The organism is Amedibacterium intestinale (assembly GCF_010537335.1).
Taxonomy (GTDB): Bacteria; Bacillota_I; Bacilli_A; order Erysipelotrichales; family Erysipelotrichaceae; genus Amedibacterium; species Amedibacterium intestinale.
In genome coordinates, this window is sequence record NZ_AP019711.1 from 293,467 (window position 1) to 318,169 (window position 24,703).

Below are 24,703 nucleotides of genomic sequence, written 5' to 3' on the forward strand. Positions count from 1 at the left end.
TCTTTGAAAACTGAATAACAGAAGACATAACAGAAGGTCTATAACGAAAAGTTGTAAGAAATTCACGAGTTGAAGTTAAACAAACAGAAAACTCAAAGCTAAGCTAATGGTGATTAAGTAAGAAAGGGCGTACGGTGGATGCCTAGGCACTTGAAACTGAAGAAGGACGCAACAAACGGCGAAACGCGGCGGGGAGCTGTACGTAAGCAAAGATCCGCCGGTATCCGAATGGGGGAACCCGGCATGCGTAATAGCATGTCATCCGCAGATGAACAAATAGTCTGCGAGAGAGGTACCCGGGGAACTGAAACATCTAAGTACCCGGAGGAAAAGAAAACAACAGTGATTCCCTGAGTAGCGGCGAGCGAAAGGGGAGGAGCCCAAACCAGACCGAGGTCTGGGGTTGAAGGACCGCGATACGGCAAGAATCATGGTAGGAGAACGGCATTGAAAGGCCGACCGGAGAGGGTGCAAGTCCCGTATCCGAAACCGTGAGGAAGCCCAGCGGGATCCTGAGTACGGCGAGACACGAGAAATCTTGTCGGAAGCAGGCGGGACCATCCGTCAAGGCTAAATATAAGCAAGTGACCGATAGTGAACCAGTACCGTGAGGGAAAGGTGAAAAGAACCGCGGGAGCGGAGTGAAACAGAACCTGAAACCGTATGCTTACAAGAAGTCAGAGCACGTTAAGGTGTGATGGCGTGCCTTTTGTAGAATGAACCGGCGAGTTATGTTATCGTGCGAGGTTAAGCAGGAGATGCGGAGCCGAAGCGAAAGCGAGTCTTAATAGGGCGGCAGTACGATGACATAGACCCGAAACCGTGTGATCTAGCCATGACCAGGTTGAAGTTCAGGTGAAACTGAATGGAGGACCGAACCGACCCCCGTTGAAAAGTTGGCGGATGAGTTGTGGCTAGGGGAGAAATTCCAATCGAACACGGATATAGCTGGTTCTCCCCGAAATAGCTTTAGGGCTAGCGTCGAGGATGAGTCTTGTGGAGGTAGAGCACTGAATGTACGATGGCCCCATCCCGGGGTACTGAGTATAATCAAACTCCGAATGCCATGAGATATTCCCGGCAGTCAGACCGTGGGTGATAAGGTCCATGGTCAAAAGGGAAACAGCCCAGACCGCCAGTTAAGGTCCCAAAATGTATGCTAAGTGGAAAAGGATGTGGGGATGCACAGACAACTAGGAGGTTGGCTCAGAAGCAGCCATCCTTCAAAGAGTGCGTAACAGCTCACTAGTCGAGTGACCCTGCGCCGAAAATGTACCGGGGCTAAGCATACTACCGAAGCTGCGGATTTGTAGTAATACAAGTGGTAGGGGAGCGTTCCATGCACGTGGAAGCCATACCGAAAGGAGTGGTGGAGAGCATGGAAGTGAGAATGCCGGTGTGAGTAGCGAGATGCAGGTGAGAATCCTGCACACCGATAGCCCAAGGATTCCAGGGGAAGGTTCGTCCGCCCTGGGTAAGTCGGGACCTAAGGCGAGGCCGAAAGGCGTAGTCGATGGAAAACAGGCAGATATTCCTGTACCCGCGATGGAAATGAAGGAATGACGGAGAAGGCTAGCATGAGCCACTTATTGGATTGTGGTCGAAGCGAATAGCAGGTGCATAGTAAAATGCGTGCACGGAATGTAAAACGTGATAGGTAAGCGAAACCTTTGGGGAGTAGCGAAGCATGCGAGGCCAGCTTCCAGGAAAAGTTTCTAGTGCTGATTCCATAGCGGCCCGTACCAAAACCGACACAGGTGGGCAAGGAGAGTATCCTGAGGTGAGCGAGAGAACTGTTGCCAAGGAACTCGGCAAAATGACTCCGTAAGTTAGCGAGAAGGAGTGCTTATGAAAGTAAGCCGCAGTGAAGAGGCCCAAGCGACTGTTTAACTAAAACACAGCTCTCTGCGAAGTCGCAAGACGAAGTATAGGGGGTGACGCCTGCCCGGTGCTGGAAGGTTAAGAGGATTTGTCAGTTTCGACGAAGCAATGAATTGAAGCCCCAGTGAACGGCGGCCGTAACTATAACGGTCCTAAGGTAGCGAAATTCCTTGTCAGGTAAGTTCTGACCCGCACGAAAGGCGTAACGATTTGGGCGCTGTCTCGGCAGCAGACTCGGTGAAATCTTAGTACCTGTGAAAATGCAGGTTACCCGCAACTAGACGGAAAGACCCCATGGAGCTTTACTGCAGCCTGATATTGGATTTTGATCAGAGATGTACAGGATAGGTGGGAGACGAAGAAGGATGCACGCCAGTGTATCTGGAGTCGACGTTGGGATACCACTCTTGTCTGATTGGAGTTCTAACCTGCGTCCATGAAGCTGGACGGGGGACCGTGTCAGGCAGGCAGTTTGACTGGGGCGGTCGCCTCCCAAAGAGTAACGGAGGCGCCCAAAGGTACGCTCAGATTGGACGGAAATCAATCGGCGAGTGCAAATGCAGAAGCGTGCTTGACTGTGAGACAGACAGGTCGAACAGGGACGAAAGTCGGGATTAGTGATCCGGCGGTGCCGAATGGAAGGGCCGTCGCTCAACGGATAAAAGCTACCCTGGGGATAACAGGCTGATCTCGCCCAAGAGTTCACATCGACGGCGAGGTTTGGCACCTCGATGTCGGCTCATCGCATCCTGGAGCTGAATTCGGTTCCAAGGGTTGGGCTGTCCGCCCATTAAAGCGGTACGCGAGCTGGGTTCAGAACGTCGTGAGACAGTTCGGTCCCTATCTGTTGTGGGCGTAGGAGATTTGAGGAGAGCTGTCCTTAGTACGAGAGGACCGGGATGGACCTACCGCTGGTGCACCGGTTGTTGTGCCAACAGCATAGCCGGGTAGCTAAGTAGGGAAGGGATAAGCGCTGAAAGCATCTAAGCGCGAAGCCTACTCCAAGATGAGATCTCCCATACGCAAGTAGTAAGACCCCTTGAAGACGACGAGGTAGATAGGTCAGGGATGGAAGCGCAGCGATGCGTGGAGTTGACTGATACTAATAGGTCGAGGACTTAATCAAATGTTGACTGTTGTTCAGTTTTGAAGGTTCGAACCTTCAGGGATCTGGTGATGATGGCGAAGTGGACACACCTGTTCTCATCCCGAACACAGAAGTTAAGCACTTCAGCGGCGACAATATCCAGACGTGCTCTGGTGAAGATAGCACGTCGCCAGTTCCTTTTTGAGCCTTGAGGCTCTTTTTTTGTTTATCCTTTTACCTTTTCTCTACTTCTATGTTATAATGTAGCGGCCTATATGAAAGGAGGCACTTTAATGAGAGAAATATTGCTTGATGCTTTTTTTGATACTATAACAATGTTACCTTTTTTATATTTAACATATTTGTTAATGGAGTATATCGAGCATAAAAGTACAAGTCATATGAAATACTTATTGGTTAAAGCTAGAAGTTTTGGACCTATTATTGGGGCTATTTTAGGAATTATACCACAATGCGGTTTTTCAGTAATTGCAAGTGGTTTATATGTTAATAAGACGATTACATTAGGTACTTTAATTTCGGTTTTTGTCGCAACTAGTGATGAAGCGATTCCAATTTTATTATCACAGCCTAATCAAGGTAAAACGCTATTTTCAATAGTTGTAATAAAGTTGATTATCGCTGCTTTATCTGGTTTTTTACTTGATATGATTTTAAAGAAAATGCATAATGAGAATTCATCTCCTTTGCATAATATACATGAACATTGTGAAGAAGAAAGTAAGACTCATTCTTCTATATTTTCTCTTGCTTTTATTCATGCATTTAAAGTTTTTTGTTTTATCTTTATTGTGAATTTGATTTTAACATTACTTATTTCTTATACTGGTGAATCTACGATATCAAAATTCTTGGCTTCTGGATCTTTCTTACAACCGTTACTAGCTGCTTTTGTTGGTTTTATACCTAACTGTGTAGCTAGTGTAATTCTTTCTCAGTTGTATGTTGATGGCATCATTACTTTTGGTTCATTGACTGCTGGATTAATTACAGGAGCTGGTTTGGGTTTACTAACTTTAGTTCGAATGTACGATAATAGGAAAGATTTAGTAAGAATTTTTGTTATATTATTTATCATAGGTGTTATTAGCGGAATGACACTTGATATTGTTCTTTAATTTGAAAGCAGGTGCTTGTTATGTGTGGAAGGTTTTATTTTCAATTTAAACAAGATAGTGTTTCTTTATATTTACAAGATCTTGTACAAAAGAATCATTTAGTAGAATTTGCATCAGATGAGATTTTTCCTTCTCAGGAAGTGTTAGTTTTGCTTCAAAATAAAGATAGTTATGACATTGATGTAATGAAATGGGGATTTGATGGTTATAAGGGATCCATTATTAATGCAAGAAGTGAAACTTTGCATATGAAGCAAATGTTTTGTAATATACAGGGGAATCGTTGTTTAGTTCCTTGTAATGGATTTTATGAATGGAGTACAAATGGACATTTAAAACAGAAAAAGTTTATATGTAAAAAAAAACAGTCAGTGATTTATATGGCCGCTATTTACAATGAGAGAAAAGAGTTTGTTATTTTAACGCAGGAAAGTAAGGGTGTTTTGAGAAGAATTCATCATCGAATGCCTATATTAGTTTTAGATGATGAAAAAGATGCTTATTTTAATGGTCAACTGGATTTTGAAAATCAGGAAGATAATTTATGTATAGAAAGTGAAGAGGTTAAAGCACCATGTTTCGATCAAGTAAAATTCGAATTTTAACTTCTTTCCTGGTTTTAATTCTTTTGTGGCAGTTAGCTGCTTTTACTATAGATAATGACTGGCTGCTTCCTTATCCAATACAAGTCTTTCATCGAATGATTGATTTTCTATTTTACCCCTCTTTCTATCAGGCTATAGGGGCTTCATTAAGGCGTATTTTGATTGGTCTAGGCTTTGCGTTTGTTTTAGCTTTTTTATGCGCTTATGCAAGCTTTAAAAGTAAATTATTTGAGGATATATTTACTCCAGTTTTAGTTCTTTCAAGGAGCATACCTAATATTTCTTATATATTAATTGTTTTGGTTTGGTTTAATTCGGAAATGAGTTCTGCTATCATTTGTTTTTTAATCTTATTTCCTACTATTTATAGCAGTCTGTATAACGGATGGAAAGATATAGATGATGAATTACTAAGTGTTATGCGTTTATATCAGACTTCATTTATTTACCGAGTTCGAAAAGTGTATTTTCCATTATTGAAAAGTTCAATTTACGCAAGTATTGCAAATGGGTTATCCCTTGCTTGTAAAGTAGGTATTATGGCAGAAATATTCTCTCAGGTACAAATAGGTATAGGAAGACAAATGAATCTATGTCGTTTAAATTTTGATATGATCGGTCTATTTGCATGGACTGGATGGATTGTTATATTGCTTGTTTTTTTAGAGAATATTATAAGAAAGATATTAAGAAAAGAATTAGATTAAAGAAAAGCAGCACTTAAAGATATGTAAAGTGCTGCTTTAAAACTAAATTTGATAATTTTAGTAAAGTGCAAATAGAAACAATAATTTTCTTTAATTCTTTTTTAAAAGTGGAGCTATTTTTTTATAAGAAAATAAAACTATTGTACTAACAAGGATTCCCTTTATTAAATTAAAAGGAATTACGCATAAAAGAATAACCATTGATAAACTATTTATTGATGGGAAAATCACTTGTCCCATAGAAATGATCTTATCTAATGTTATTGCCGGACTTAGAAAGAATGCATAAGCGGGAATCAATACAAAATAATTGATAAGAGCTGCAACCAGTGTCATACTTAGAACACCAATGAGAAGACCAAGTAAAGCCATTTTTCTAGTTTTATGTTTCTGATATAAAATTGTGGCAGGTAGTACAAGTGAACATCCTATAAGAAAATTAGCAAGTTCACCTATTCCCATTGTTATAGTTCCATTTAATAATAAATTTAACAATATCTTTAAACCTTCAATACAAACAGCAGCACCAGGGCCTAAAGCAAATCCTCCAATCAAAACAACAACTTCACTGAAATCTAATTCATAAAATGGGGGTGCGATAGGAATTGGAAATTCAAAAAGCATTAAAATACAGGATAGTGCACCTAATATGCTGATTTTCGCAATAAATGAAATGCTTGATTTTCTTTTTGTTGAAAACGTTGCTGACATAAAAAATCCTCCCTTTGTATAAGCCAGTCCTTTTATATAAAATAAAAAAGGTTTCCAACAAAACCTTTAGGGAATAATAGAAAAGAGTAGACATACTTCTTTCATCCAGACTATACTGTCGCCACCGGAATTTCACTCGGTTCATGCCTTTAGGCTCGCGGGGTTTACCGCCGGTTGGGAATTACACCCTACCCTGAAGTTTTTGTCAATCATATACTAACAATTATTTCTCACTTTGTCAAATCATATAATACTTTAAAACTATGTGAAAATATAGAATAAATTTCAAACTATAGCATCTGTACATATAAAGTGATATAATTCACTACATAGTGAAAGGAGTCTTATTATGAAGTGGTTACAGAATTTTATGAGAGGTCGTTATGGAGTAGATCAATTTGGAAATTTTTTATTAGGATTGTATCTTGCAATAGCGGTATTATCAGTTCTGTTAAGGTATAATATACTGTTTTTATTGTCTTTATTCGTATTAATTTACTGCTGGTTTCGTATTCTTAGCCGAAATACTTATAAACGTTCATCAGAAAATACACGCTATTTACAAAAAACATATAAATTACGTATGTGGATTTCGAATAAGAAGAAAAAATTTAAAGATAGAAAGGTATATCGTTATTTTACATGTCCTAATTGTAAACAAACATTACGAGTTCCTAAAGGAAAAGGTGCAATCACTATAACATGTCCAAAATGTAAAACAAAATTTGATAAAAGAACATAAGAAATATAAACTTATATATACAGCAAGCCTCTAAAGTTAAGCGAATGCTTTTGGAGGTTTTTTTTTATAGATAATGAGAAATAAACATATATTTTACTGTATTTGTAAAAATAGATGAAAAAAAAGGACTGTATCTGCACCATAGTTATTACAGATATAATCCTTTTATTTCTTTATCTTGTTACAGCATGAATTTAAAAGCTATCTAAGGTCTATTCTGCTGCAATTTTTTCACGATAGTATTGTCTACGTTCATGAGGTTTCAATCCTTTTTTACGCAAACGAATACAATCAGGTGTGATTTCAACTAGTTCATCATCATTGATCCATTCAAGTGCTTCTTCCAATGTCATTTCTTTTGGTGGTGTTAAACGCATAGCTTCATCATTTCCACTTGAACGAATTGCAGTTAGTTTCTTGTTCTTTAAAGGATTGACATCCATATCTACATTTCTTGCAGATTCTCCAACGATCATTCCTTCATAAACTTCTGTTTGAGGAGTAATGAATAAGGTACCTCTTTCCTGAAGATTCCATAATGCATATGTCATAGCACTACCAGTTTCAGTAGAAATCATAGCACCATTTGCACGTTGTGTGATCTCTCCTTTATATGGAGTGTAACCTTTAATTCGTCGAACAAGTGTACCTTCTCCACGCGTATCATTAATAAATTCACTGCGATATCCCAATAATCCACGAGTAGGGGCTTCATATGTGATTTTTACATATCCATTTTCTTCCTGCATATCGATCATCGTACCTTTTCTTAAGTTTAATTTATTAATAATTGTTCCACTGTATTCTTCTGGTGCGATTGCGACAACTTCTTCAACAGGTTCTACTGTTTTTCCATTTTCATCTTTATGCAAGATAACTTCCGGTTTACTTACAGCTACTTCATATCCTTCACGACGCATCTGTTCAAGCAGTACTGAAATATGTAGTTCTCCACGACCACTTACTTTGAAACAATCTCCACTTTCTGTTGGTTCAACTTTTAACCCTACATTAACTTCCAGTTCTTTTTCCAGACGTTCTTTTAAATTTCTTGAAGTAACAAACTTACCGCTTTTTCCCGCGAATGGAGACTTATTTACAATAAAGTTCATGCTTAAAGTCGGTTCTTCTACATGAATGCTTTCTAGTGGAAGAATATAATCTTTTTCACATAAAGTTTCTCCAATAGAAATATCAGAAATTCCTGCAACGACGACAATATCACCACTATGTGCTTCTTCTACAGAAACACGACTCAATCCACGATATACAAAAATCTGACTTGTTGAGTTTACTCTTTGGTTTCCAAAAGAATCACATACAACGATTTGCTGCTGAGGTTTTAAAATACCCTGATAGATTCGACCGATTCCAAGACGGCCAATATATTCATCGTAACCTAGAGCACTGATTTGCATTTGTAAAGGTTCATCATCCATATCTGGATATGTTTCACAGTGTTTTAAAATAGTTTTAAATAATGGCTCAATAGAATCACTAGGTGTATCTAAATCATATTGAACGATTCCCTGTTTTGCGATTCCATAAAGAATAGGGAAGTCTAACTGTTCATCATTTGCGTTAAGATCTAAGAATAGCTCATATACTTCATCTACAACTTCTTGAGGACGTGCATCCTTCTTATCAATCTTGTTGATTAAAAGAATAGGACGAAGTCCCATTTCTAAAGATTTGCTTAAAACAAAACGTGTCTGAGGCATAGGACCTTCACTAGAGTCAACTAATAAAATAACGGTATCTACAGTTTTGATAATTCGTTCCACTTCACTTGAAAAATCTGCGTGTCCTGGAGTATCTACAATATTGATTTTAACTCCATCATGTTTTACGGAACAGTTTTTGGAATAAATCGTAATACCTCTTTCTCTTTCAAGGTCATTACTATCCATTACACAATCTATAACTTCTTCATTGCTTCTAAAGACATCACTTTGACGAAGAAATGCATCTACAAGAGTAGATTTTCCTGCATCAACGTGAGCAATAACTGCGATATTAATAATCTTTTCTTTTTCATTCATATTAAATTCCACCTTTTTTACCACTTTATATCTTATACCTAAACATAAGGAATTACAAATAAAAATATGAAATTCTACATTGTAAAGGCTTTCTCTATTTCTCTTGTTTTTATTCTTTTTTACATATAACAAGTACGTATTAAAATGAAAAAGCCGGTTAAGGGGAGACCGGCTTTTTCTAAATAATTATGATTATTTAAGGGGATAGAAAATTGTATGAATTATCATTAGGGAGAATGATGAGTACATACAAGCAAGGTTACTTCCTTGCTCACTAATAGTATAGGATAAAAGTACGGTATTATAACGGTTTAATTAAGTGAAAATATGTGATGTTATATATATTTAAATATTGCATGCATTTTGGTATTCTGCTACGATACAATTAATAAAGAAATGGAGTAGATGAAAAATATGAATGTTAGAGAATACAGAGACCCTTTAAAATTGGCACAGGATATAAGCTTAAATAGAACAAAAGTTTTATTGTTGTGGGAAATGGAAAAGCGAAAACAAAATGATCAGGGATTAAGAAATGCAATTTCTAATGCGGATTGGAAAAAAGAACTGGAGGAACTTATTTCTTTGGGATTAGTTTCACGTATTGTACATGCAAAAAGAAAGCCAATGGAAATAGAATATGCTTTAACAAATCGTGGTGCAAAGTATTTAAGATGTATGCGTACGATGATGGATGTGGGTATTGAAATTATGATGGATTATCAAATGCATGAAGTATTGATACAGGAAGGCTATATCGAAAAAGTTAGTGAATGATAAAATAGGTTTACTGTATTAGGAGTGATAACAAAGATGAAAAAGAAAATGGGAACAGAAGAAAGTAAAAAAATATGGGAGAAGAATGCAAAATTTTGGGATAATGCAATGGGCAATCAGTCTAATGATTTTCATAGAAAAGTAGTTCGTCCTAAAGTAACAGAACTTTTATCTCCTAATTCTACAGATTACATCTTAGATGTTGCTTGTGGAAATGGAAATTATTCTTCGTATCTTGCGCAAATAGGAGCTGGGATTGTTGCTTTTGATTACAGTGAAAAAATGATAGAACTTGCGAAAAAGAGGCAATCTAAATATTTGAAACAAATCGAATTTTGTGTAGCAGATGCAGCCAGTAGGGAAAGCATCTTAACATTAAAAAGAAATCGTCTTTTTACAAAAGCGGTTTCCAATATGGCAATTATGGATATTACAGATATTGAACCACTTTTTATGGCTGTATATGAATTGCTGGATGAAAATGGTATTTTTGTTTTTGCCACGCAGCATCCTTGCTTTGTTACACTGACTGAAAAGTATATGACACCTCACAGTTATTATGGTATTGCGATTGAAGGCCAGCCTAAAAAACAGATTTATTATCATCGATCTATGCAAGATATTTTTAACCTTTGTTTTAGAGCGGGGTTTGTGATTGACGGATTTTATGAAGAGTGCTTTAAAAACAATAGAGAAATTCCTATGGTAATGATAGTAAGGCTAAAAAAGGTAAAGTGCAGCAGTTTAAGGTAAAAAAATAAATCATAGTTCATTTTATATCTATATTTTTTAGGTGGTTAGTCTATCAAGATTGACCGCTTTTTCTATAAAAAAACAGAAGTACATAACGATTTGTTATCACTTCTGCATAAGTTTTCACTATTTAATGTAATGAGGATACTGGATTCTTATATTTATTCCACTATTTTTATGATACATGAACTTGCTTTTAAAAACTCTTTTTGTTTCTCTTTGGAAAGTTTTCTAAAATCTTCTAACAGCTTCATTTCCAAATCACTTTGAATCAAGATATCACTATTTCCCTTTGCGTGGATTTCTAAGATGTCATTAATATCTATTTCAAGAATATTACATAATCTGGATAATGTGTCCAGGTTTGGAAAATTAATGTCATTACAATAATTAGAGATGGTGCGCTGATCCAGTTCCATCATATCTGCCAATTCTTTTTGTCGAATATCTTTTTCATGCATCTTAGCTTTTAGGATACCACCAATTTTTAACATATTAACACCTCTTTCTATTACATTTATTATAAATAAGTATAAAGGAATTTGAAGAGTCCTTGTTGCTATACCTTTAAAAATGGTAAAATATTATTTACCATAGAAAATAATTGCGGATATTGTTGGATTTTATCAATGAATTGAATTAAAGGGAGATTTTAATTTCTTTTATTTGAAAAGTAGAGAAAGTATGGAAATTATAAAATTTTCTACATCAAGTAGATTTGGATATGCTATAATAGTCTAGAATTGATTATTTGAGGAAGCTAAAAATTTAGGCTAAGTAAGAAAGGACGAAGCTTTATGATTATTCGCTCAATAGATGCTATTATTCGCATGCTTGATGCTGATTATATAGAAAATGGAAATATCGAAGAAAAAATTAAAGGAGTATGTATCGACTCTCGTAAAGTTGTAGAAGGGAATCTATATATTCCTATTCATGGTATTAACAACAATGGACATCTGTTTGTCCAACAGGCAATAGACAATGGGGCTAAAGCTGTTTTATGGGAAAGAAAAGAGGAAAATCCACCAGAAGATGTTGTAGTTATTTTAGTGGATGATACAACAAAAGCTCTGCAGGAGCTGGCAAAAGCTTATCGTAAACAATTACATATGAAGGTTGTTGGGGTTACAGGAAGTAATGGGAAGACAAGTACAAAAGATATTCTTGCTTCTGTTTTGAAAGAACATTACATCACACAGAAAACATTAGGAAACTATAATAATGAAATTGGTGTTCCTTTAACTTTGTTAAGTCTTAATGAAGATGTAGAAGTTGCTGTTGTAGAAATGGGAATGGAAAATCTTGGAGAATTATCTTTTTTGACTCACTTGGTAGAACCAGATATTGCAATCATATCAAATGTAGGAACAGCACATTTAGAAAATCTAGGCACAATGGAAAATATCGCAAAAGCAAAAGTTGAAATTGTGGAAGGACTAAATGAGAATGGATCGCTTATTTATAATGGTGATCAGGAGTTATTAAAAAATGCTGTACGAGAAAAAGAAATTCCTGGTTCTATTTCCATACGTACATTTGGAATGGACAAGCGAAATGATTACATCGTATCTGCAGTACGTCAGAAAAAAGAGGGAATATACTTTAGCGTTACACCTTCTGAACAATCATCTTATTTTTTAGATATGATTGGGAAACATCAGGCCATGAATGCGACGGCAGCTATGATTGCAGCGAAAGCATTGCATGTAAGTGATGAAGAAATTCAAAGAGGTTTTTCAAATATTGAAAAGACAGGCTTAAGAAATGAATTGGTTGACTGTGATCGCTGCTTGATTTTAAATGATTCTTATAAGTCTAATCCACAAAGTGCAATTGCTGCACTTGAAACTATGGAAGAGTTTGAAGTTCCATATAAGATTGCTGTTTTAGGAGATATGCTGGAACTTGGAGAAACAAGTGATCAGATTCATTATGATTTAGGAAAAGAAACAGCAAGATTTCATTTACAGGAAATTTTAACAATTGGGGATATGGCACGATATATTGCCCAGGGAGCTTTTAATCATAATACAGATGATGTGAAAGTTGTGCATTTTGAAAATAAAGAAGAACTTTCAGAATATCTTTTCCCATACATGCATAAAGACTGTATGCTTTTGGTAAAGGGTTCACGTGGCATGAAGCTAGATGAATTAGTAAATGTATTAATAGAAAAAAATAAGAAATAAAGAGGTAGGAATAAAATGGAAAAGTTACGTTTAGCAGTTGTTTTTGGAGGAAAATCAAGTGAATATCCTGTTTCACTTCATTCAGCAGGAAGTTTGATTCATTCCTTGCATAAAGAAAAATATGAACTTATTTTGATTGGAATTAGTGAAAATGGGGAATGGTATGCATATGATGGAGATATAGAAAGTATCGAACATGATCATTGGCTGCAGGAACAATACTGTACACCATGTGTACTTTCTTGCTCAACACATTTCAAAGGTTTCTTGAAATTAAAAGAGGATGGAAACTATGAGCAGATTCCTGTTGATTGTATCTTTCCAGTTCTACATGGAAAAAACGGGGAAGATGGTACAATTCAAGGGTTATTTGAATTAAGTGGCATACCATATGTTGGATGTGGTCATATGAGTAGTTCCGTATGTATGGATAAAGAAATGACACATATTATTCTTGAACATGCGAAAGTTCCATGTGCTCCATATATGTGCATTTATGAAGAAAAAGATATGGACTATAAAAAAATCTTTGAAAGTGCGAAAGAAACACTTGGTCTTCCTATTTTTATTAAACCGGCGAATGCAGGAAGTAGTTTTGGAATTCATAAAGTGGAAGATTTTTCTGAATTTGAAGAAAGCATGAAAGATGCTTTCTATCATGATGGAAAAGGAAAAGTGATTTTAGAAACAACTATTGAGGGATTTGAAATCGGTTGCGCTGTTATGGGAAACAAAGAATTGTTTGCCGGCAGCGTTGATGAAATTGAAACAGCAGCTCCATTCTTTGATTATGAGGGAAAATACCAAATGGTAGATTCTCATATTTATTGTCCTGCACGTATTTCAAAAGAATTGTTTGAAGAGGCAAGAAGTATGGCATTACAGGCATATCGTGCATTGAATTGTAAAGGAATGACACGTGTGGATATGTTTGTAACACCACAAAATACAATTGTATTAAATGAAGTAAATACAATTCCAGGCTTTACATCAACTTCTCGTTATCCTACAATGATGAAAGAGGCTGGTATTGAATTTGGAGATTTACTAGATAAATTAATTGCGTTGGCAATGGAATAAAAGAGGTGAAAACATGCTGGAAAGCAAAAGCAGAGCATGGGTAGAAATAGATCTTTCAAAAATTAAGCATAATGTAGAGGAAATACGTAAAATTCTTCCTTCTACGACAAAAATCATGGCAATTGTAAAAGCTAATGCTTATGGGCATGGGGATGTTGTGTGCTGTAAAGAGTTGGAAAAATGCGGTATTGATTTTTTTGGTGTAAGTAGTATTGATGAGGCTTTAACACTCAGAGAAAATGGTATTCAGGAAGAAATTTTGATTTTAGGGTATACACCTCCAGAACATTTTCATTATGTGATAGAAAAGAATCTAATTCAAACTTTTCTTTCTTTAGATTATGCGAAAAAGGCCGACAAATATTGCGAAGAGCATCATGTCATTATGAGAGGGCATATTAAGGTAGATACAGGTATGTCAAGACTTGGGATAATTTGTCAGGAACAGGAATACCATATTGAACAGATTGAAGAAATATATCGCATGAAACACATTAAAGCAGAAGGGATTTTCTCGCATTTTAGTGTAAGTGATGAATTGGATGCGGACAATAAGAAGTTCACATCGAAACAAATTGAATTATTCGAACGTGTTCTTTCTGATTTGAAAAAAGATGGAATAGATGCAGGAATTCGTCATTTACAAAACAGTTATGGGATATTAAACTATCCTGAGCTGCAGTATGATTATGTTAGACCTGGACTTTTATATTTAGGAGCAACTAGCAATGATCAGATTGAAACAGTGACGCATCCTGATTTCAAACCTATTATGGAATTGAAAGCAAATATTTCTTTGGTTAAGACCATTCAGCCAAATGTAAGTGTAAGTTATGGGCGTCACTTTATAAGTAAAGATGTACGAAAAATTGCGACAGTTTCTATTGGATATGCAGATGGATATCCAAGAAGTGTTTCTAATAAAGGAGCAGTCGTTCTTTTACATGGGAAACGTGTGCCAATCATTGGAAATATCTGTATGGATCAGTTAATGATTGATGTTACAGAAATAGAAGATGTAAAAGAAGGGGATGTCGTAACATTATTTGGGAAAGATGGGGATGAAGTTTTGCCAATTGATGAATTGACAAGACTAGCTCAAACGATTAATAATGAAACATTCTGCTGGATTACGGCAAGAGTTCCTAGAATATATAAATAGCCATCTTTATGGCTATTTTTTCAAAACAAGGAGGATTAGAGGATGGAAAGAAAGAATTATTATGCATTGGATGTGGCTAAATTTATTAGTGCTTTTTTGGTTATTTGTATACATACAGCGCTACTGGCTACGATATCTCCAGATGCTAATTTTATCTTAGTACAGATTATCGCAAGACTTGCAGTACCATTGTTTTTCATAATTTCCGGTTTTCTATTTTTTACAAAAATTAATACGAATAGGGAATGGAATGATGCTGAAAATCGTTATCAGCTAAAGCATTATTTATATCGAATCTTTAAAATTTATATTATATGGACGATTTTATATTTACCTTTCTCATACTTGTTGATAAGGGGACAAAATGATTTTGGAATGGCATTGGCACAGTACATAAAAGATTTTTTCTTTAATGGAAGTTATTATCATTTGTGGTTTTTACCAGCTTTATTATTTGGTATGTGTATTGTCTATTTTTTAAGAAGTCATTTTTCAATGCGTATGACAATAGGAATTTCCATGGTGTTATATTTAATTGGCATGGCAGGTAATATTTATCCAGACGTATTGGAATCTATACCAGGTATCAGCACTGTATATGATGCCTATACTTCCATATTCTCAACAACCCGTAATGGATTTTTCTTTGCGCCTGTTTTTCTTTCTTTAGGAGCCTATTATGCACAGCATAGAAGAAAAGTATCTCATAATTCTAAAATGATGCTTTTCGGTTTTATTGTTTCTTTTGTTGGGTTATGTATAGAGTGTTTTTATTTACGGAAAGCAGGATTTATGCATGATTTAGCAAGTATGTATTTATTTTTGATTCCTGCTGTTAGTTTCCTATTTGCATTTCTATTGCAGCTGGAATGGAGGGATAGACCGATTTATAAAATGTTGCGCATATTGTCTTTGCTTATTTATGTATCTCACATTATGTTTGTTGTTGTATTGTTTGCTTTATTGCCAAATGCAGGGAATTTGCTTATTTATGTATTATCCTGTATATTATCTCTTGTATTTTCTATTTGTGTTTATGGTTTTTCAAAAAAATGGAGGATATTCAAACATTTGTATTAGAAAGGAATTTTTCATATGTTACGAATTCAACAACTGCGTTTATCGTTAGATGAACCAAAGGAATGCTTGGAAGAAAAAATAATAAAAAAGCTGCATATTCATAAAGAAGATCTTTTAGAATGGCATTTACGAAAAGAAAGTATTGATGCCAGAAAACAAAATGATTTTCATTTTAATTGCTGTGTAGATTGTAAAGTAAAAAATGAGGATACTCTTTTAAAGAAAAAAATCAAAGATGTTACCAAAGCCCCTGATGAAAGTTATACAATTCCTGTGTGTGGAATGGTGGGATTATCTACACGACCAGTAGTTGTAGGGTTTGGACCAGCAGGCATGTTTGCATCTTTACTATTAGCACAGGCAGGCTTTCGTCCGATTGTGATAGAGCGAGGAGAATGTGTTGAAGAAAGAGTAAAAAGTGTTCAGGAATTTTGGGAAAAAGGAATTTTGAAAGAAAATAGCAACGTGCAGTTTGGAGAAGGGGGAGCAGGAACTTTCTCTGATGGAAAACTAACAACTCGTGTAAAAGATAAACGAATTTATAAAGTATTAGAAGAATTCGTGCGTTTTGGAGCACCTAAGCAGATTTTATATGAAGCACACCCTCATATTGGTACAGATTTATTACGTAATATCGTAAGAAATATACGTAAAGAAATTCAATCTTTAGGTGGAGAAATTTACTTCCAGTCACAGTTGGAAGATGTAGAAATCCAAAAAGGGAGATTAGAGGCAATCATTGTAAATGGAAAACGAATTCCTTGCGAACAAATGATTTTAGCAATCGGTCATAGTGCAAGAGATACCTTGCGCATGCTGATGAAAAGAGGTTTCTATATCGAACCTAAACCATTTGCGATTGGAGCTCGTATTGAACATCCGCAATCGATAATTGATAAAGCGCAATATAAATCATTCGCTGGACATCCCCGCTTAAAATCTGCAGAATATCGTTTAACATATCAGGCATCGAATGGAAGAGGTGTTTATACATTTTGTATGTGTCCAGGTGGATATGTTGTACCATCTGCTTCCATGCAAGGTGGTGTTGTGGTAAATGGAATGAGCGAGCATGCTCGTGATGGAGAGAATGCGAATAGTGCATTGTTAGTACAGATACGACCAGAGGATTATGGAAATACGCCAGAAAAAGCCATTGCATTTCAGGAAGATTTAGAAAGAAAAGCATTCTTAAAAGCTGGAAGCAATTATAAAGCACCCGCACAGCTGGTAAAAGACTTTTTAAAACATCGACCATCTACGGTCATGAAAAGTGTTACTCCTACCTATGCTTTAGGTGTAACTCCATGTGATCTTCATGATATTCTACCTTCCTATGTTTGTGAAGCTATGGAGGAAGGAATTAAAGGATTGGATCGTAAATTAAAAGGATTTGCTATGGATGATGCTGTTCTTACAGGAATAGAAACAAGAAGCAGTTCTCCTGTACGTATTACACGTGAAAAAGATTGTCTATGTGTAGGGATACAAGGATGCTATCCATGTGGAGAAGGTGCAGGTTATGCAGGAGGTATTGTATCTGCTGCTATTGATGGACTTCGCTGTGCAGAAAAAATTATTGAGATCTATCATTTGGAAGAGAGCTAAAAAGCTCTTTTTTTGTATATTTTCTTATCTGGAAGCATACACATACGTTGAGGTGAAGGTATGAGTAGGCGTTGCAAAGTTTATGTTTATACAGGGGTTTTTATAGTTGCAGTATTACTAATGGCACTTATTATTAAACTGTTTTTCTTTAGTGGATGGTTTACCCCTTTATTAAGTTTAAAAGGGGAGAAAGTCATGGAAGTACAGGTAAAGAAACCTTTTCAAGATCCAGGTGTAAAGGCAAGATATCATCTAAAAGACTTTCAAAATGATGTACGTACTACGAGTAATGTAAATAGGAATCGAATAGGAGAGTATACGATTGTATATGAATGGAAAAATAAAACAGTAGAGCGAATAGTCAAAGTAGTGGATAAAAAAGCTCCGAAATTAAAATTAAAAGGAGATAATCCATTGCGTATATTTGAAAATGAAACATATCAAGAAGCAGGATATACAGCAATTGATGATTATGATGGGGATCTTACAGCTAAGGTACAAATTAAAAATAATGTAAATACAAAAAAACAAGGAAACTATAAGATTATCTATTCTGTAAAGGATAAAAATGGCAATCAAAGCAGTGTAGAAAGACAAGTAGAGGTATGTCCTGATCCAACAAATCAAAAGTTGTATTATAATTATGATTCTTATGATAATAAGATGGAAGAATGGTGGTTTGAAAAAAGTAAAAATCATGAGAGAAATAAAGGAGCATTATCTTCCTCTTTGTTGAGTAAATATAATACCTGTTATTTAGGACCTGATGAGAAAGTAATATATTTAACATTTGATGAAGGTGGAAATGATATTACCTATATAAAAGAAATCGCTAATGTATTGAACAAACATAATGTAAAAGCTACATTTTTCTTAACGAGAAACTATATAAAAAATGAAGCTGATTTTATACGTGATTTAGTAAAACATGGACATGTTATTGGAAATCATACCTGGCATCATTATGATATGACAACATTGGCAAATGCTTCAAAAGTAGATGATTTTGTAAAAGAGATTACAGAAACATCAAAAACATATATGGAAGTGGTAGGAGAGCCGATGAAAAAAATCTTTCGATTCCCTAAAGGCGGTGCAAGTGAAAGAACTATGAAAATGGTATCCGATTTAGGATACAAAAGTTTTAACTGGAGTCATGCGTATTATGATTTTGCAAGTGATGTAAGCAAAGAGGAAGCGTTAAAGACTTTGATTGATCACTATCATAATGGTGCGATTTATTTACTTCATCCAAGCAATAAAGGAAATTATGAAGCCATGGATGAATTTTTGACACAAATGGAAAAGTTAGGTTATCGTTTTGATACGGTAGATCATATTCAAATTATCAAGTAGAAATTTATCTTTAAAAAAGATATAATGATACGCAGGATGTGATGAAATGAAAAAACGCATTGTGTATCTGTTTTTAAGTGTTTTATGGATGATCGTTATTTTTTCTTTTTCTATGCAAAATGGGGGAGAGTCTTCTGGGGTCAGTAATCAGGTGATTCTCTTCATAGAAAATATTACAGGTATTCAGCTAATGCATAATCAATGGATTTCTCTTGATACCATTCAATTTCTTATTAGGAAAGCTGCCCATATGAGTGAGTATGCGATTTTAGCAATGTTGCTTTATATGTTTGCTAGAGAAAGCAAGATTCAAAGCTCTTTTATATTTGCGTTGATTTTCAGTATGCTATATGCCTGTACAGATGAATTTCATCAGCTGTTTGTAAGTGGAAGATCTGGACAATGGCAAGATGTATTTATTGATACAAGTGGATCCTTTTTAGGGTTATGTGTGCAGCAGTTGTGGTTTGTTTTAAAGCATAAAATGCAAACTGGAAAAAGAAAAGTCAAAAAAAGCATTGACAAGATATAGTGTGAGGTGTATGATACAGACAACAAAAAAATCGTATAGAGGCAGCGATGCATCAGAGTAGAAGTGGGAGTTGGCAAACTATGAAAACTTCGAAAGGTAATCATCGCCGAAAACATAATTTTGGCAAAAATTTTGTTTGGGGTTGTGTGGAAATACCTACAACACTCCTTCATTCGTGAAGAGGAGCTATTAACACTCGTTTTAAATTATAGAGTCGTGTAATAGCACGACTTTTTTGTTAAGTAACTAGATAAAGAAAGACGAGGGAAAGAAAATGAAAAAATTATTATGTGCAGCATTTGCGATGACAATGGTATTAACAGGATGCGGGAGCTCAAATGATTCAGCTAAAACTTCTGAAAACACAGGAAAAGAATACTTTACAGTAGGTATGGAATGTAACTATGCTCCTTATAACTGGCAGACTACAGAACAGACTGAAACAAGTGTAAGTATTGGTGGTGCTGGATACTGTGATGGATATGATGTGCGAGTAGCACGAGCTATTGCAGAAGATTTAGGACGTGAAGTACAGGTAAAGAAAATCGCGTGGGAAGGTTTGCAGCCTGCACTTAATTCTGGTGAAATAGATGCGGTTATTGCAGGTATGACAGCAAATCCTGAACGTGAAAAAGGAATGGACTTTACAACTCCTTACTATGATTCTGAAATGGTCATGATTGTTCGTAAATCAGATAAAGATGTTGTAAAATACAACGATATTCAGCAGTTTAGTGGTAAGACGATCATTGGTCAGCTGTCAACAAATTACGACACGGTAATTGATCAAATTAAAGGAGTAAAACATGCTACTCCTAAGAAAACATATCCGGAAATGGTTGTAGCTTTACAAAACAAAGAAGTTGATGGAATTACAGCTGAACTTCCGGTTGCAGAAAGTGTTGTTTCAACGAATAAGGATTTAACGATTGTACATTTTGCAGAAGGAAAAGGTTTTAATATTGATAACAGTGTTTCTATCGGTATGAAAGAAGGATCTAGAGGTTCTGAATTCTTTGAAAGTGTACAGAAGTCTTTAGATAAAATTGATGCAGAAACAAGAACGAATTGGATGAAAGAGGCCAATAACAGCCAAAATACAAAATAAGGAGTTTATAAAAAATGGTTATCTTATTTAATATACCTGAAGGAACAGGGATGCTTGGTAAATCCTTGCTGATATTGCAAGAGTATTATCCATTGTTCTGGTATGGGGTTAAAATTACATTATTATTATCAATGCTAGGTACGATCTTTGGACTTGTTTTAGGACTTATCTTAGGCGGTGCCAGATCTGTTGTTATAGAAGAAAGAGATGCTCTTCCTGTAAAAATTATCAAAAAAATAATACATGGTTTTGTAGCACTTTATGTTTGGTTTTTTAGGGGTACGCCAATGATGGTGCAGGCAATGTTCTTTTATTACTCATTAAAACCAATCATCGGATGGACGCCATTAGTTGCTGGTGTAACTATTATTTCGGTAAACACTGGGGCATATATGGCAGAAATAATTCGATCTGGGATTCAGTCTGTTGATAAAGGACAGATTGAAGGAGCTAGAAGTTTAGGTATGACGAATACACAAACAATGATGAATATTGTTTTACCGCAGGCAATTCGTAATTCTTTCCCATCCATTGGTAATGAATTTATAGTTAATATTAAAGATAGCTCTATGTTAAATGTAATTAGTCTTTCAGATTTATATTTTCAATCAAGTTCTATAGCTGGAAGTGTTGGCTTATTCATGGAAACATTCTTGATTACTTGTGCAGTTTATTTGATTCTAACAAGTTTTGCTACAATGATTTTAAATTATGTCGAGAAAAAGATGAATACACAAAAAAATGGATTTGATCAGAAAGCGGGTGAAGCATAATGAATTCTACAAGTATTATTCAAATTAATCACTTGAAAAAAAGCTTTGGAGCTTTAAAAGTATTGAATGATGTTGAATTTCATTGTGATAGCGGGGAAGTTATTACGATTATTGGTTCCAGTGGTAGTGGGAAAAGTACATTGCTTCGCTGTATCAATCTGCTGGAGACACCAGATGGAGGAGAAATTCTTTATCATGGAAAAGATATTTTAAAAGGAGAAATTAATTTAAATACGCATCGTTCCAAGGTAGGGATGGTATTTCAGTCTTTCAATCTTTTCAATAATAAAACTGTTTTGGAAAATTGTATGATTGGACAGATTAAAGTTTTAAAAAGAAGTAAAGAAGAGGCAAAAGAAAAAGCCATGTATTACTTGAGAAAAGTAGGAATGGAAGCATTTGCTAATTCCAGCTCTACACAGCTTAGCGGAGGACAGAAACAGCGTGTTGCGATTGCCAGAGCATTGTGTATGGATCCTGAGGTTTTATTGTTTGATGAACCAACAAGTGCACTAGATCCAGAAATGGTTGGTGACGTTCTTGATGTAATGAAACAGCTTGCTGAAGAAGGTTTAACAATGATCGTTGTTACTCATGAAATGCAGTTTGCACATGATATCAGTTCCCGTGTAATCTTTATGGATAAAGGGATTATTGCGGAACAGGGAACTCCTCAGCAAATTTTTGAAAATCCACAACAGGAAAGAACGAAAGAGTTCTTGCAGCGTTATCGTATAAGCAGTCAAAAATAAGACTGCTTTTTCTATGTTATTATGAATTGGGAGATTTTAAATGAATAGAATTGATAAAGATAATATATTTTCACTTTTATTTAAAACTGCATTAAAATCCGGAGAAGTTGCTTTATCAATGCAGAAAACAATTGTGAATGAAAAAAAGCCAGTTGATGAAATTGAAAATGAAACATCCTGTCATAAAGCAATGAGAGAAGCTAAAACAAAGGCTGATGAAATCGTACAGGAAATGTTTTTGAATGCACTTCTTCCATATAAAGATATACTGACTTTAGATGTAGAAGAAGATACTTGTTCCACGTCTTTATATAATTTGAAAAATTATGAATGCACATTTATTTTAGATCCTATTGATGGCACGCTTCGCTATATTCAACAAGAAGATGGATGGTCAATATGTGCAGGTATTATAAAAGAAAATACATTTTTATGTGCTCTTGTTTATTTTCCTAAAAGAAAAATAATGTATGTGTGTGAAAAAGATAAAGGTGCATATGTATATCATAATCCAAAACATATAGATGACAGAAAGCGATTGGTTTTTCCATCCATGATAAACAAAGATAAAATATATTATAATTATCGTTTAGCAACTTCATTTGTTTCTTATTTACAGGAAAACGGCTTTGAAATGATAGAAGATACTAAGAATCAAATTGGATGTCCTGATGCGATTATTGAATGCATAAATGCAAAAGCTTGTGCATATATAGGTGCCGGAAGAAATTTGCGTGATATTTTATTAGCTGTTATTTTTTCTTTTATGCAGCAGGGAAAAGCTCTTGATTTCCAAGGTAATCCTATCGTATGGGAAACGCATGGAAGGCAAAAAGAACTTGTAATTACAATCAATGCTTATTTGATGCAAGTCTTGAGTAAATACAAAAAATAATGTATTTTTTATACTTGAATATATTTTTACAATATTTTTGTGACTTTTTCTACTTTATTTCGTATATAGATAAAAAAGGAGAAAAGAAGATGAAAGAAGAAAAAGAATATATTCATAAAGAAATGAAGAAAAAAATGAAACAGTTACAAAAGTATACAGCAACACTTCGTTTAAGGAGCATCTTATACGATGAATCAAATCGATCTCTTGAAGTAGAAGATGATCTTGTAGATTATTTAAATTATACGAAAAGTATTATTAACTGTTCATCAAGCAGAAAAACTTACTATAGCGGTGATCCTGTTTTGTCCGCAATGGAAAAAAGACATAAAAATCAGCAGGAAAGAAAAAAACAGGATGAAGATTTTTATGTTTTATTGCTTGCAATACAGCAATTGCCTGAATTAGAAAGAAATTTATTATTTGATTTATATGTAAGAAATCTTGATAAAAAGGTTATAGAACTTCGTCAGGGTGGAATAGTAGAGAGTACTTTGCATCGCCGTTTAAATAGAGCATTGGAACATTTATGGGAGTATTTGAAAGAAGTATAGGAAATTCATTGAAATGTGTTTGTTGTTTCTATAGTCCTAAACAATTCTATGATATAATAATCTAGAGAGGTTACTTTTATATTCAAATTTAGAAAATAAAAGGAGAAGCATCATGAAAAATTCAGTGAAAAGTTATGTCATTAATATCTTTATTGTGACTTCCTTAACGATTGTTGCTTTATGGTTTGCGTTAAAAGATAATTATCAGGAAGTCATCACAATGATTTCTGGAATGAAAAGTTACTGGCTTGTATTAATATTGTTTTGGGGAATCATGTATTCGTGTATTTCGGGATATGTATTAACAATTTTTACTAGAAAAAATAAAAAAGATTATCGGTTTCGTGAAGGCTTATCGAATTATCTTGTAGGTTTTTTCTTCAGCAGTATTACACCAAGTTCAACAGGTGGACAATTTGCACAAGCTTATATTTTTAAAAAGCAAAAAATAAAGCTTAGTGATGGAGCTAGTATTTTATGGGGTGATTTTATTATATTCCAAACGACATTAATGATTTATGTCACTATTTTGTTTTTTCTTCGCTATTCTTACTATGTGGAGATAATGGGAGGGATCTTGCTTGTTTTTATTTTAGCTGGATATGGAGTCAATCTTGCCATTATTGTAGTATTATGGACAATGGCCTTATTTCCCAAATTATATGTGAAATTGAGTGGAAATGTAGTTCGTATTCTTGCGAAATTTAAAATTGTAAAGGATAAGGAAAAAACACTTGTAACATGGAGTGAACAGGTAATGTCTTTTACAAAAGAAATTAAGCGTCTGCATCATGAAAAAATGTTGATTTTAAAAACAGCAGTTTTAAGTGTTTTGCGAATGAGCGTTCAATTCAGTTTGCCATGGGTAATTGCGAATGCTTTAGGACACCCACTGGGAATTGAGTACCTTTTAGATTGTTTGGCTTTGTCTAGTTTTGTTATGATGGCAAATGCATTTATTCCCATTCCTGGTTCAAGTGGTGGGACCGAATTTGTATTTACGATGCTGTATGGGTATTTATTACAAGATTCAGCGTTAGCTAGCAGTATTATGATCTTATGGCGGTTCTCTACATATCATTTCATCATGATAGCAGGGGCAATTACTTTTGTGATATTAAAACATAAATACACAAAAGAAAGAATTAAAGAAAGAGGTATATAGGG

Annotated in this window: 22 protein-coding genes, 2 rRNA genes and 2 riboswitches; of the genes, 21 read left to right on the forward strand and 3 right to left on the reverse strand. The window is 35.0% G+C overall.

All coding sequences use genetic code 11. The features are described from left to right. Positions 1-111 precede the first annotated feature (111 nt). From A9CBEGH2_RS01455 to A9CBEGH2_RS01475, 5 genes are all read left to right on the forward strand, one after another. Positions 112-3,007, forward strand: a 23S ribosomal RNA gene (locus A9CBEGH2_RS01455). Between the two features lie 43 nt (positions 3,008-3,050). After that, positions 3,051-3,164: ribosomal RNA gene (gene rrf / locus A9CBEGH2_RS01460) — 5S ribosomal RNA — on the forward strand. Positions 3,165-3,261: 97 nt separating this feature from the next. After that, positions 3,262-4,107: a putative manganese transporter gene (locus A9CBEGH2_RS01465; RefSeq protein WP_115714484.1), complete on the forward strand. Its 846-nt coding sequence runs from the start codon at positions 3,262-3,264 to the stop codon at positions 4,105-4,107. 20 nt (positions 4,108-4,127) lie between these two features. Next, a complete protein-coding gene (locus A9CBEGH2_RS01470) occupies positions 4,128-4,712 on the forward strand; it encodes an SOS response-associated peptidase family protein (protein ID WP_118277452.1) in 585 nt (194 codons plus the stop codon). After that, a complete protein-coding gene (locus A9CBEGH2_RS01475; RefSeq protein WP_115714486.1) occupies positions 4,682-5,419 on the forward strand; it encodes an ABC transporter permease in 738 nt (245 codons plus the stop codon). The genes A9CBEGH2_RS01470 and A9CBEGH2_RS01475 overlap by 31 nt, the downstream gene beginning before the upstream one ends. Positions 5,420-5,509: 90 nt before the next feature. Here A9CBEGH2_RS01475 and A9CBEGH2_RS01480 read toward each other — a convergent pair whose 3' ends face one another. Then, positions 5,510-6,130: an ECF transporter S component gene (locus tag A9CBEGH2_RS01480; protein WP_115714487.1), complete on the reverse strand. Its 621-nt coding sequence runs from the start codon at positions 6,128-6,130 to the stop codon at positions 5,510-5,512. An 89-nt stretch (positions 6,131-6,219) separates the two neighbouring features. After that, positions 6,220-6,335: riboswitch (FMN riboswitch) on the reverse strand. Positions 6,336-6,479: 144 nt separating this feature from the next. Between A9CBEGH2_RS01480 and A9CBEGH2_RS01485 the strand changes: the two genes are divergently transcribed. Further along, positions 6,480-6,872 carry a zinc ribbon domain-containing protein gene (locus A9CBEGH2_RS01485; protein WP_115714488.1) on the forward strand — a complete coding sequence of 131 codons (393 nt, stop codon included), beginning with the start codon at positions 6,480-6,482 and terminating at the stop codon, positions 6,870-6,872. 212 nt (positions 6,873-7,084) lie between these two features. Here A9CBEGH2_RS01485 and typA read toward each other — a convergent pair whose 3' ends face one another. Next, positions 7,085-8,914: a translational GTPase TypA gene (gene typA, locus A9CBEGH2_RS01490; RefSeq protein WP_118277453.1), complete on the reverse strand. Its 1,830-nt coding sequence runs from the start codon at positions 8,912-8,914 to the stop codon at positions 7,085-7,087. 414 nt (positions 8,915-9,328) lie between these two features. Between typA and A9CBEGH2_RS01495 the strand changes: the two genes are divergently transcribed. Continuing rightward, positions 9,329-9,691: an HxlR-like winged helix-turn-helix transcriptional regulator gene (locus A9CBEGH2_RS01495; protein ID WP_115716029.1), complete on the forward strand. Its 363-nt coding sequence runs from the start codon at positions 9,329-9,331 to the stop codon at positions 9,689-9,691. A gap of 36 nt (positions 9,692-9,727) precedes the next feature. Beyond that, a complete protein-coding gene (locus tag A9CBEGH2_RS01500) occupies positions 9,728-10,444 on the forward strand; it encodes a class I SAM-dependent methyltransferase (protein ID WP_118277454.1) in 717 nt (238 codons plus the stop codon). Positions 10,445-10,605: 161 nt separating this feature from the next. On the opposite strand, the gene A9CBEGH2_RS01505 is transcribed toward A9CBEGH2_RS01500, so the two are convergent. Next, on the reverse strand, positions 10,606-10,938 hold the full coding sequence (locus A9CBEGH2_RS01505) for a helix-turn-helix domain-containing protein (RefSeq protein WP_118277455.1): 333 nt from the start codon (positions 10,936-10,938) through the stop codon (positions 10,606-10,608). 303 nt (positions 10,939-11,241) lie between these two features. Here A9CBEGH2_RS01505 and A9CBEGH2_RS01510 point away from each other — a divergent pair, with 303 nt between their 5' ends. The 13 genes from A9CBEGH2_RS01510 to A9CBEGH2_RS01570 all read left to right on the forward strand — a co-directional run bounded on the left by A9CBEGH2_RS01510 (position 11,242) and on the right by A9CBEGH2_RS01570 (position 24,701). Beyond that, positions 11,242-12,636: a UDP-N-acetylmuramoyl-tripeptide--D-alanyl-D-alanine ligase gene (locus tag A9CBEGH2_RS01510; RefSeq protein WP_118277456.1), complete on the forward strand. Its 1,395-nt coding sequence runs from the start codon at positions 11,242-11,244 to the stop codon at positions 12,634-12,636. A 15-nt stretch (positions 12,637-12,651) separates the two neighbouring features. Next, entirely contained in the window at positions 12,652-13,716 is a 1,065-nt protein-coding gene (locus tag A9CBEGH2_RS01515; protein ID WP_115714493.1) for a D-alanine--D-alanine ligase family protein, read from the forward strand. Positions 13,717-13,729: 13 nt separating this feature from the next. Continuing rightward, positions 13,730-14,878 carry an alanine racemase gene (gene alr, locus A9CBEGH2_RS01520; RefSeq protein WP_118277457.1) on the forward strand — a complete coding sequence of 383 codons (1,149 nt, stop codon included), beginning with the start codon at positions 13,730-13,732 and terminating at the stop codon, positions 14,876-14,878. Positions 14,879-14,920: 42 nt separating this feature from the next. Then, positions 14,921-15,958 carry an acyltransferase gene (locus tag A9CBEGH2_RS01525; protein ID WP_163104157.1) on the forward strand — a complete coding sequence of 346 codons (1,038 nt, stop codon included), beginning with the start codon at positions 14,921-14,923 and terminating at the stop codon, positions 15,956-15,958. 15 nt (positions 15,959-15,973) lie between these two features. Further along, positions 15,974-17,566 carry an NAD(P)/FAD-dependent oxidoreductase gene (locus A9CBEGH2_RS01530; protein ID WP_115714496.1) on the forward strand — a complete coding sequence of 531 codons (1,593 nt, stop codon included), beginning with the start codon at positions 15,974-15,976 and terminating at the stop codon, positions 17,564-17,566. Positions 17,567-17,626: 60 nt separating this feature from the next. Continuing rightward, positions 17,627-18,922, forward strand: coding sequence for an immunoglobulin-like domain-containing protein (locus A9CBEGH2_RS01535; RefSeq protein WP_115714497.1), 1,296 nt, complete (start codon positions 17,627-17,629; stop codon positions 18,920-18,922). Between the two features lie 46 nt (positions 18,923-18,968). Next, on the forward strand, positions 18,969-19,454 hold the full coding sequence (locus A9CBEGH2_RS01540; RefSeq protein ID WP_115714498.1) for a VanZ family protein: 486 nt from the start codon (positions 18,969-18,971) through the stop codon (positions 19,452-19,454). 28 nt (positions 19,455-19,482) lie between these two features. Continuing rightward, positions 19,483-19,651: riboswitch (Lysine riboswitch) on the forward strand. A 77-nt stretch (positions 19,652-19,728) separates the two neighbouring features. After that, entirely contained in the window at positions 19,729-20,562 is an 834-nt protein-coding gene (locus A9CBEGH2_RS01545) for a transporter substrate-binding domain-containing protein (RefSeq protein ID WP_118277459.1), read from the forward strand. Positions 20,563-20,576: 14 nt separating this feature from the next. After that, positions 20,577-21,335, forward strand: a complete 759-nt coding sequence (locus tag A9CBEGH2_RS01550; RefSeq protein WP_118277460.1) for an amino acid ABC transporter permease — start codon at positions 20,577-20,579, stop codon at positions 21,333-21,335. Next, positions 21,335-22,087, forward strand: a complete 753-nt coding sequence (locus A9CBEGH2_RS01555; protein ID WP_118277461.1) for an amino acid ABC transporter ATP-binding protein — start codon at positions 21,335-21,337, stop codon at positions 22,085-22,087. The genes A9CBEGH2_RS01550 and A9CBEGH2_RS01555 overlap by 1 nt, the downstream gene beginning before the upstream one ends. 40 nt (positions 22,088-22,127) lie before the next feature. Further along, the gene (locus tag A9CBEGH2_RS01560; protein WP_118277462.1) at positions 22,128-22,982 is read left to right on the forward strand and encodes an inositol monophosphatase family protein; all 855 of its coding nucleotides are present in this window, start codon (positions 22,128-22,130) and stop codon (positions 22,980-22,982) included. Between the two features lie 89 nt (positions 22,983-23,071). Further along, positions 23,072-23,536 carry a hypothetical protein gene (locus tag A9CBEGH2_RS01565; RefSeq protein WP_115714502.1) on the forward strand — a complete coding sequence of 155 codons (465 nt, stop codon included), beginning with the start codon at positions 23,072-23,074 and terminating at the stop codon, positions 23,534-23,536. Between the two features lie 112 nt (positions 23,537-23,648). Further along, on the forward strand, positions 23,649-24,701 hold the full coding sequence (locus tag A9CBEGH2_RS01570; protein WP_115714503.1) for a lysylphosphatidylglycerol synthase transmembrane domain-containing protein: 1,053 nt from the start codon (positions 23,649-23,651) through the stop codon (positions 24,699-24,701). Positions 24,702-24,703 lie beyond the last annotated feature (2 nt).

What these genes read in the sequence shown, in the direction of transcription:
- A9CBEGH2_RS01465 (WP_115714484.1), top strand. Translation starts at nt 3,262, where the DNA reads ATGAGAGAAATATTGCTTGATGCTTTTTTTGATACTATAACAATGTTA.
- A9CBEGH2_RS01470 (WP_118277452.1), top strand. Translation starts at nt 4,128, where the DNA reads ATGTGTGGAAGGTTTTATTTTCAATTTAAACAAGATAGTGTTTCTTTA.
- A9CBEGH2_RS01475 (WP_115714486.1), top strand. Translation starts at nt 4,682, where the DNA reads ATGTTTCGATCAAGTAAAATTCGAATTTTAACTTCTTTCCTGGTTTTA.
- A9CBEGH2_RS01480 (WP_115714487.1), bottom strand. Translation starts at nt 6,130, where the DNA reads ATGTCAGCAACGTTTTCAACAAAAAGAAAATCAAGCATTTCATTTATT.
- A9CBEGH2_RS01485 (WP_115714488.1), top strand. Translation starts at nt 6,480, where the DNA reads ATGAAGTGGTTACAGAATTTTATGAGAGGTCGTTATGGAGTAGATCAA.
- typA (WP_118277453.1), bottom strand. Translation starts at nt 8,914, where the DNA reads ATGAATGAAAAAGAAAAGATTATTAATATCGCAGTTATTGCTCACGTT.
- A9CBEGH2_RS01495 (WP_115716029.1), top strand. Translation starts at nt 9,329, where the DNA reads ATGAATGTTAGAGAATACAGAGACCCTTTAAAATTGGCACAGGATATA.
- A9CBEGH2_RS01500 (WP_118277454.1), top strand. Translation starts at nt 9,728, where the DNA reads ATGAAAAAGAAAATGGGAACAGAAGAAAGTAAAAAAATATGGGAGAAG.
- A9CBEGH2_RS01505 (WP_118277455.1), bottom strand. Translation starts at nt 10,938, where the DNA reads ATGTTAAAAATTGGTGGTATCCTAAAAGCTAAGATGCATGAAAAAGAT.
- A9CBEGH2_RS01510 (WP_118277456.1), top strand. Translation starts at nt 11,242, where the DNA reads ATGATTATTCGCTCAATAGATGCTATTATTCGCATGCTTGATGCTGAT.
- A9CBEGH2_RS01515 (WP_115714493.1), top strand. Translation starts at nt 12,652, where the DNA reads ATGGAAAAGTTACGTTTAGCAGTTGTTTTTGGAGGAAAATCAAGTGAA.
- alr (WP_118277457.1), top strand. Translation starts at nt 13,730, where the DNA reads ATGCTGGAAAGCAAAAGCAGAGCATGGGTAGAAATAGATCTTTCAAAA.
- A9CBEGH2_RS01525 (WP_163104157.1), top strand. Translation starts at nt 14,921, where the DNA reads ATGGAAAGAAAGAATTATTATGCATTGGATGTGGCTAAATTTATTAGT.
- A9CBEGH2_RS01530 (WP_115714496.1), top strand. Translation starts at nt 15,974, where the DNA reads ATGTTACGAATTCAACAACTGCGTTTATCGTTAGATGAACCAAAGGAA.
- A9CBEGH2_RS01535 (WP_115714497.1), top strand. Translation starts at nt 17,627, where the DNA reads ATGAGTAGGCGTTGCAAAGTTTATGTTTATACAGGGGTTTTTATAGTT.
- A9CBEGH2_RS01540 (WP_115714498.1), top strand. Translation starts at nt 18,969, where the DNA reads ATGAAAAAACGCATTGTGTATCTGTTTTTAAGTGTTTTATGGATGATC.
- A9CBEGH2_RS01545 (WP_118277459.1), top strand. Translation starts at nt 19,729, where the DNA reads ATGAAAAAATTATTATGTGCAGCATTTGCGATGACAATGGTATTAACA.
- A9CBEGH2_RS01550 (WP_118277460.1), top strand. Translation starts at nt 20,577, where the DNA reads ATGGTTATCTTATTTAATATACCTGAAGGAACAGGGATGCTTGGTAAA.
- A9CBEGH2_RS01555 (WP_118277461.1), top strand. Translation starts at nt 21,335, where the DNA reads ATGAATTCTACAAGTATTATTCAAATTAATCACTTGAAAAAAAGCTTT.
- A9CBEGH2_RS01560 (WP_118277462.1), top strand. Translation starts at nt 22,128, where the DNA reads ATGAATAGAATTGATAAAGATAATATATTTTCACTTTTATTTAAAACT.
- A9CBEGH2_RS01565 (WP_115714502.1), top strand. Translation starts at nt 23,072, where the DNA reads ATGAAAGAAGAAAAAGAATATATTCATAAAGAAATGAAGAAAAAAATG.
- A9CBEGH2_RS01570 (WP_115714503.1), top strand. Translation starts at nt 23,649, where the DNA reads ATGAAAAATTCAGTGAAAAGTTATGTCATTAATATCTTTATTGTGACT.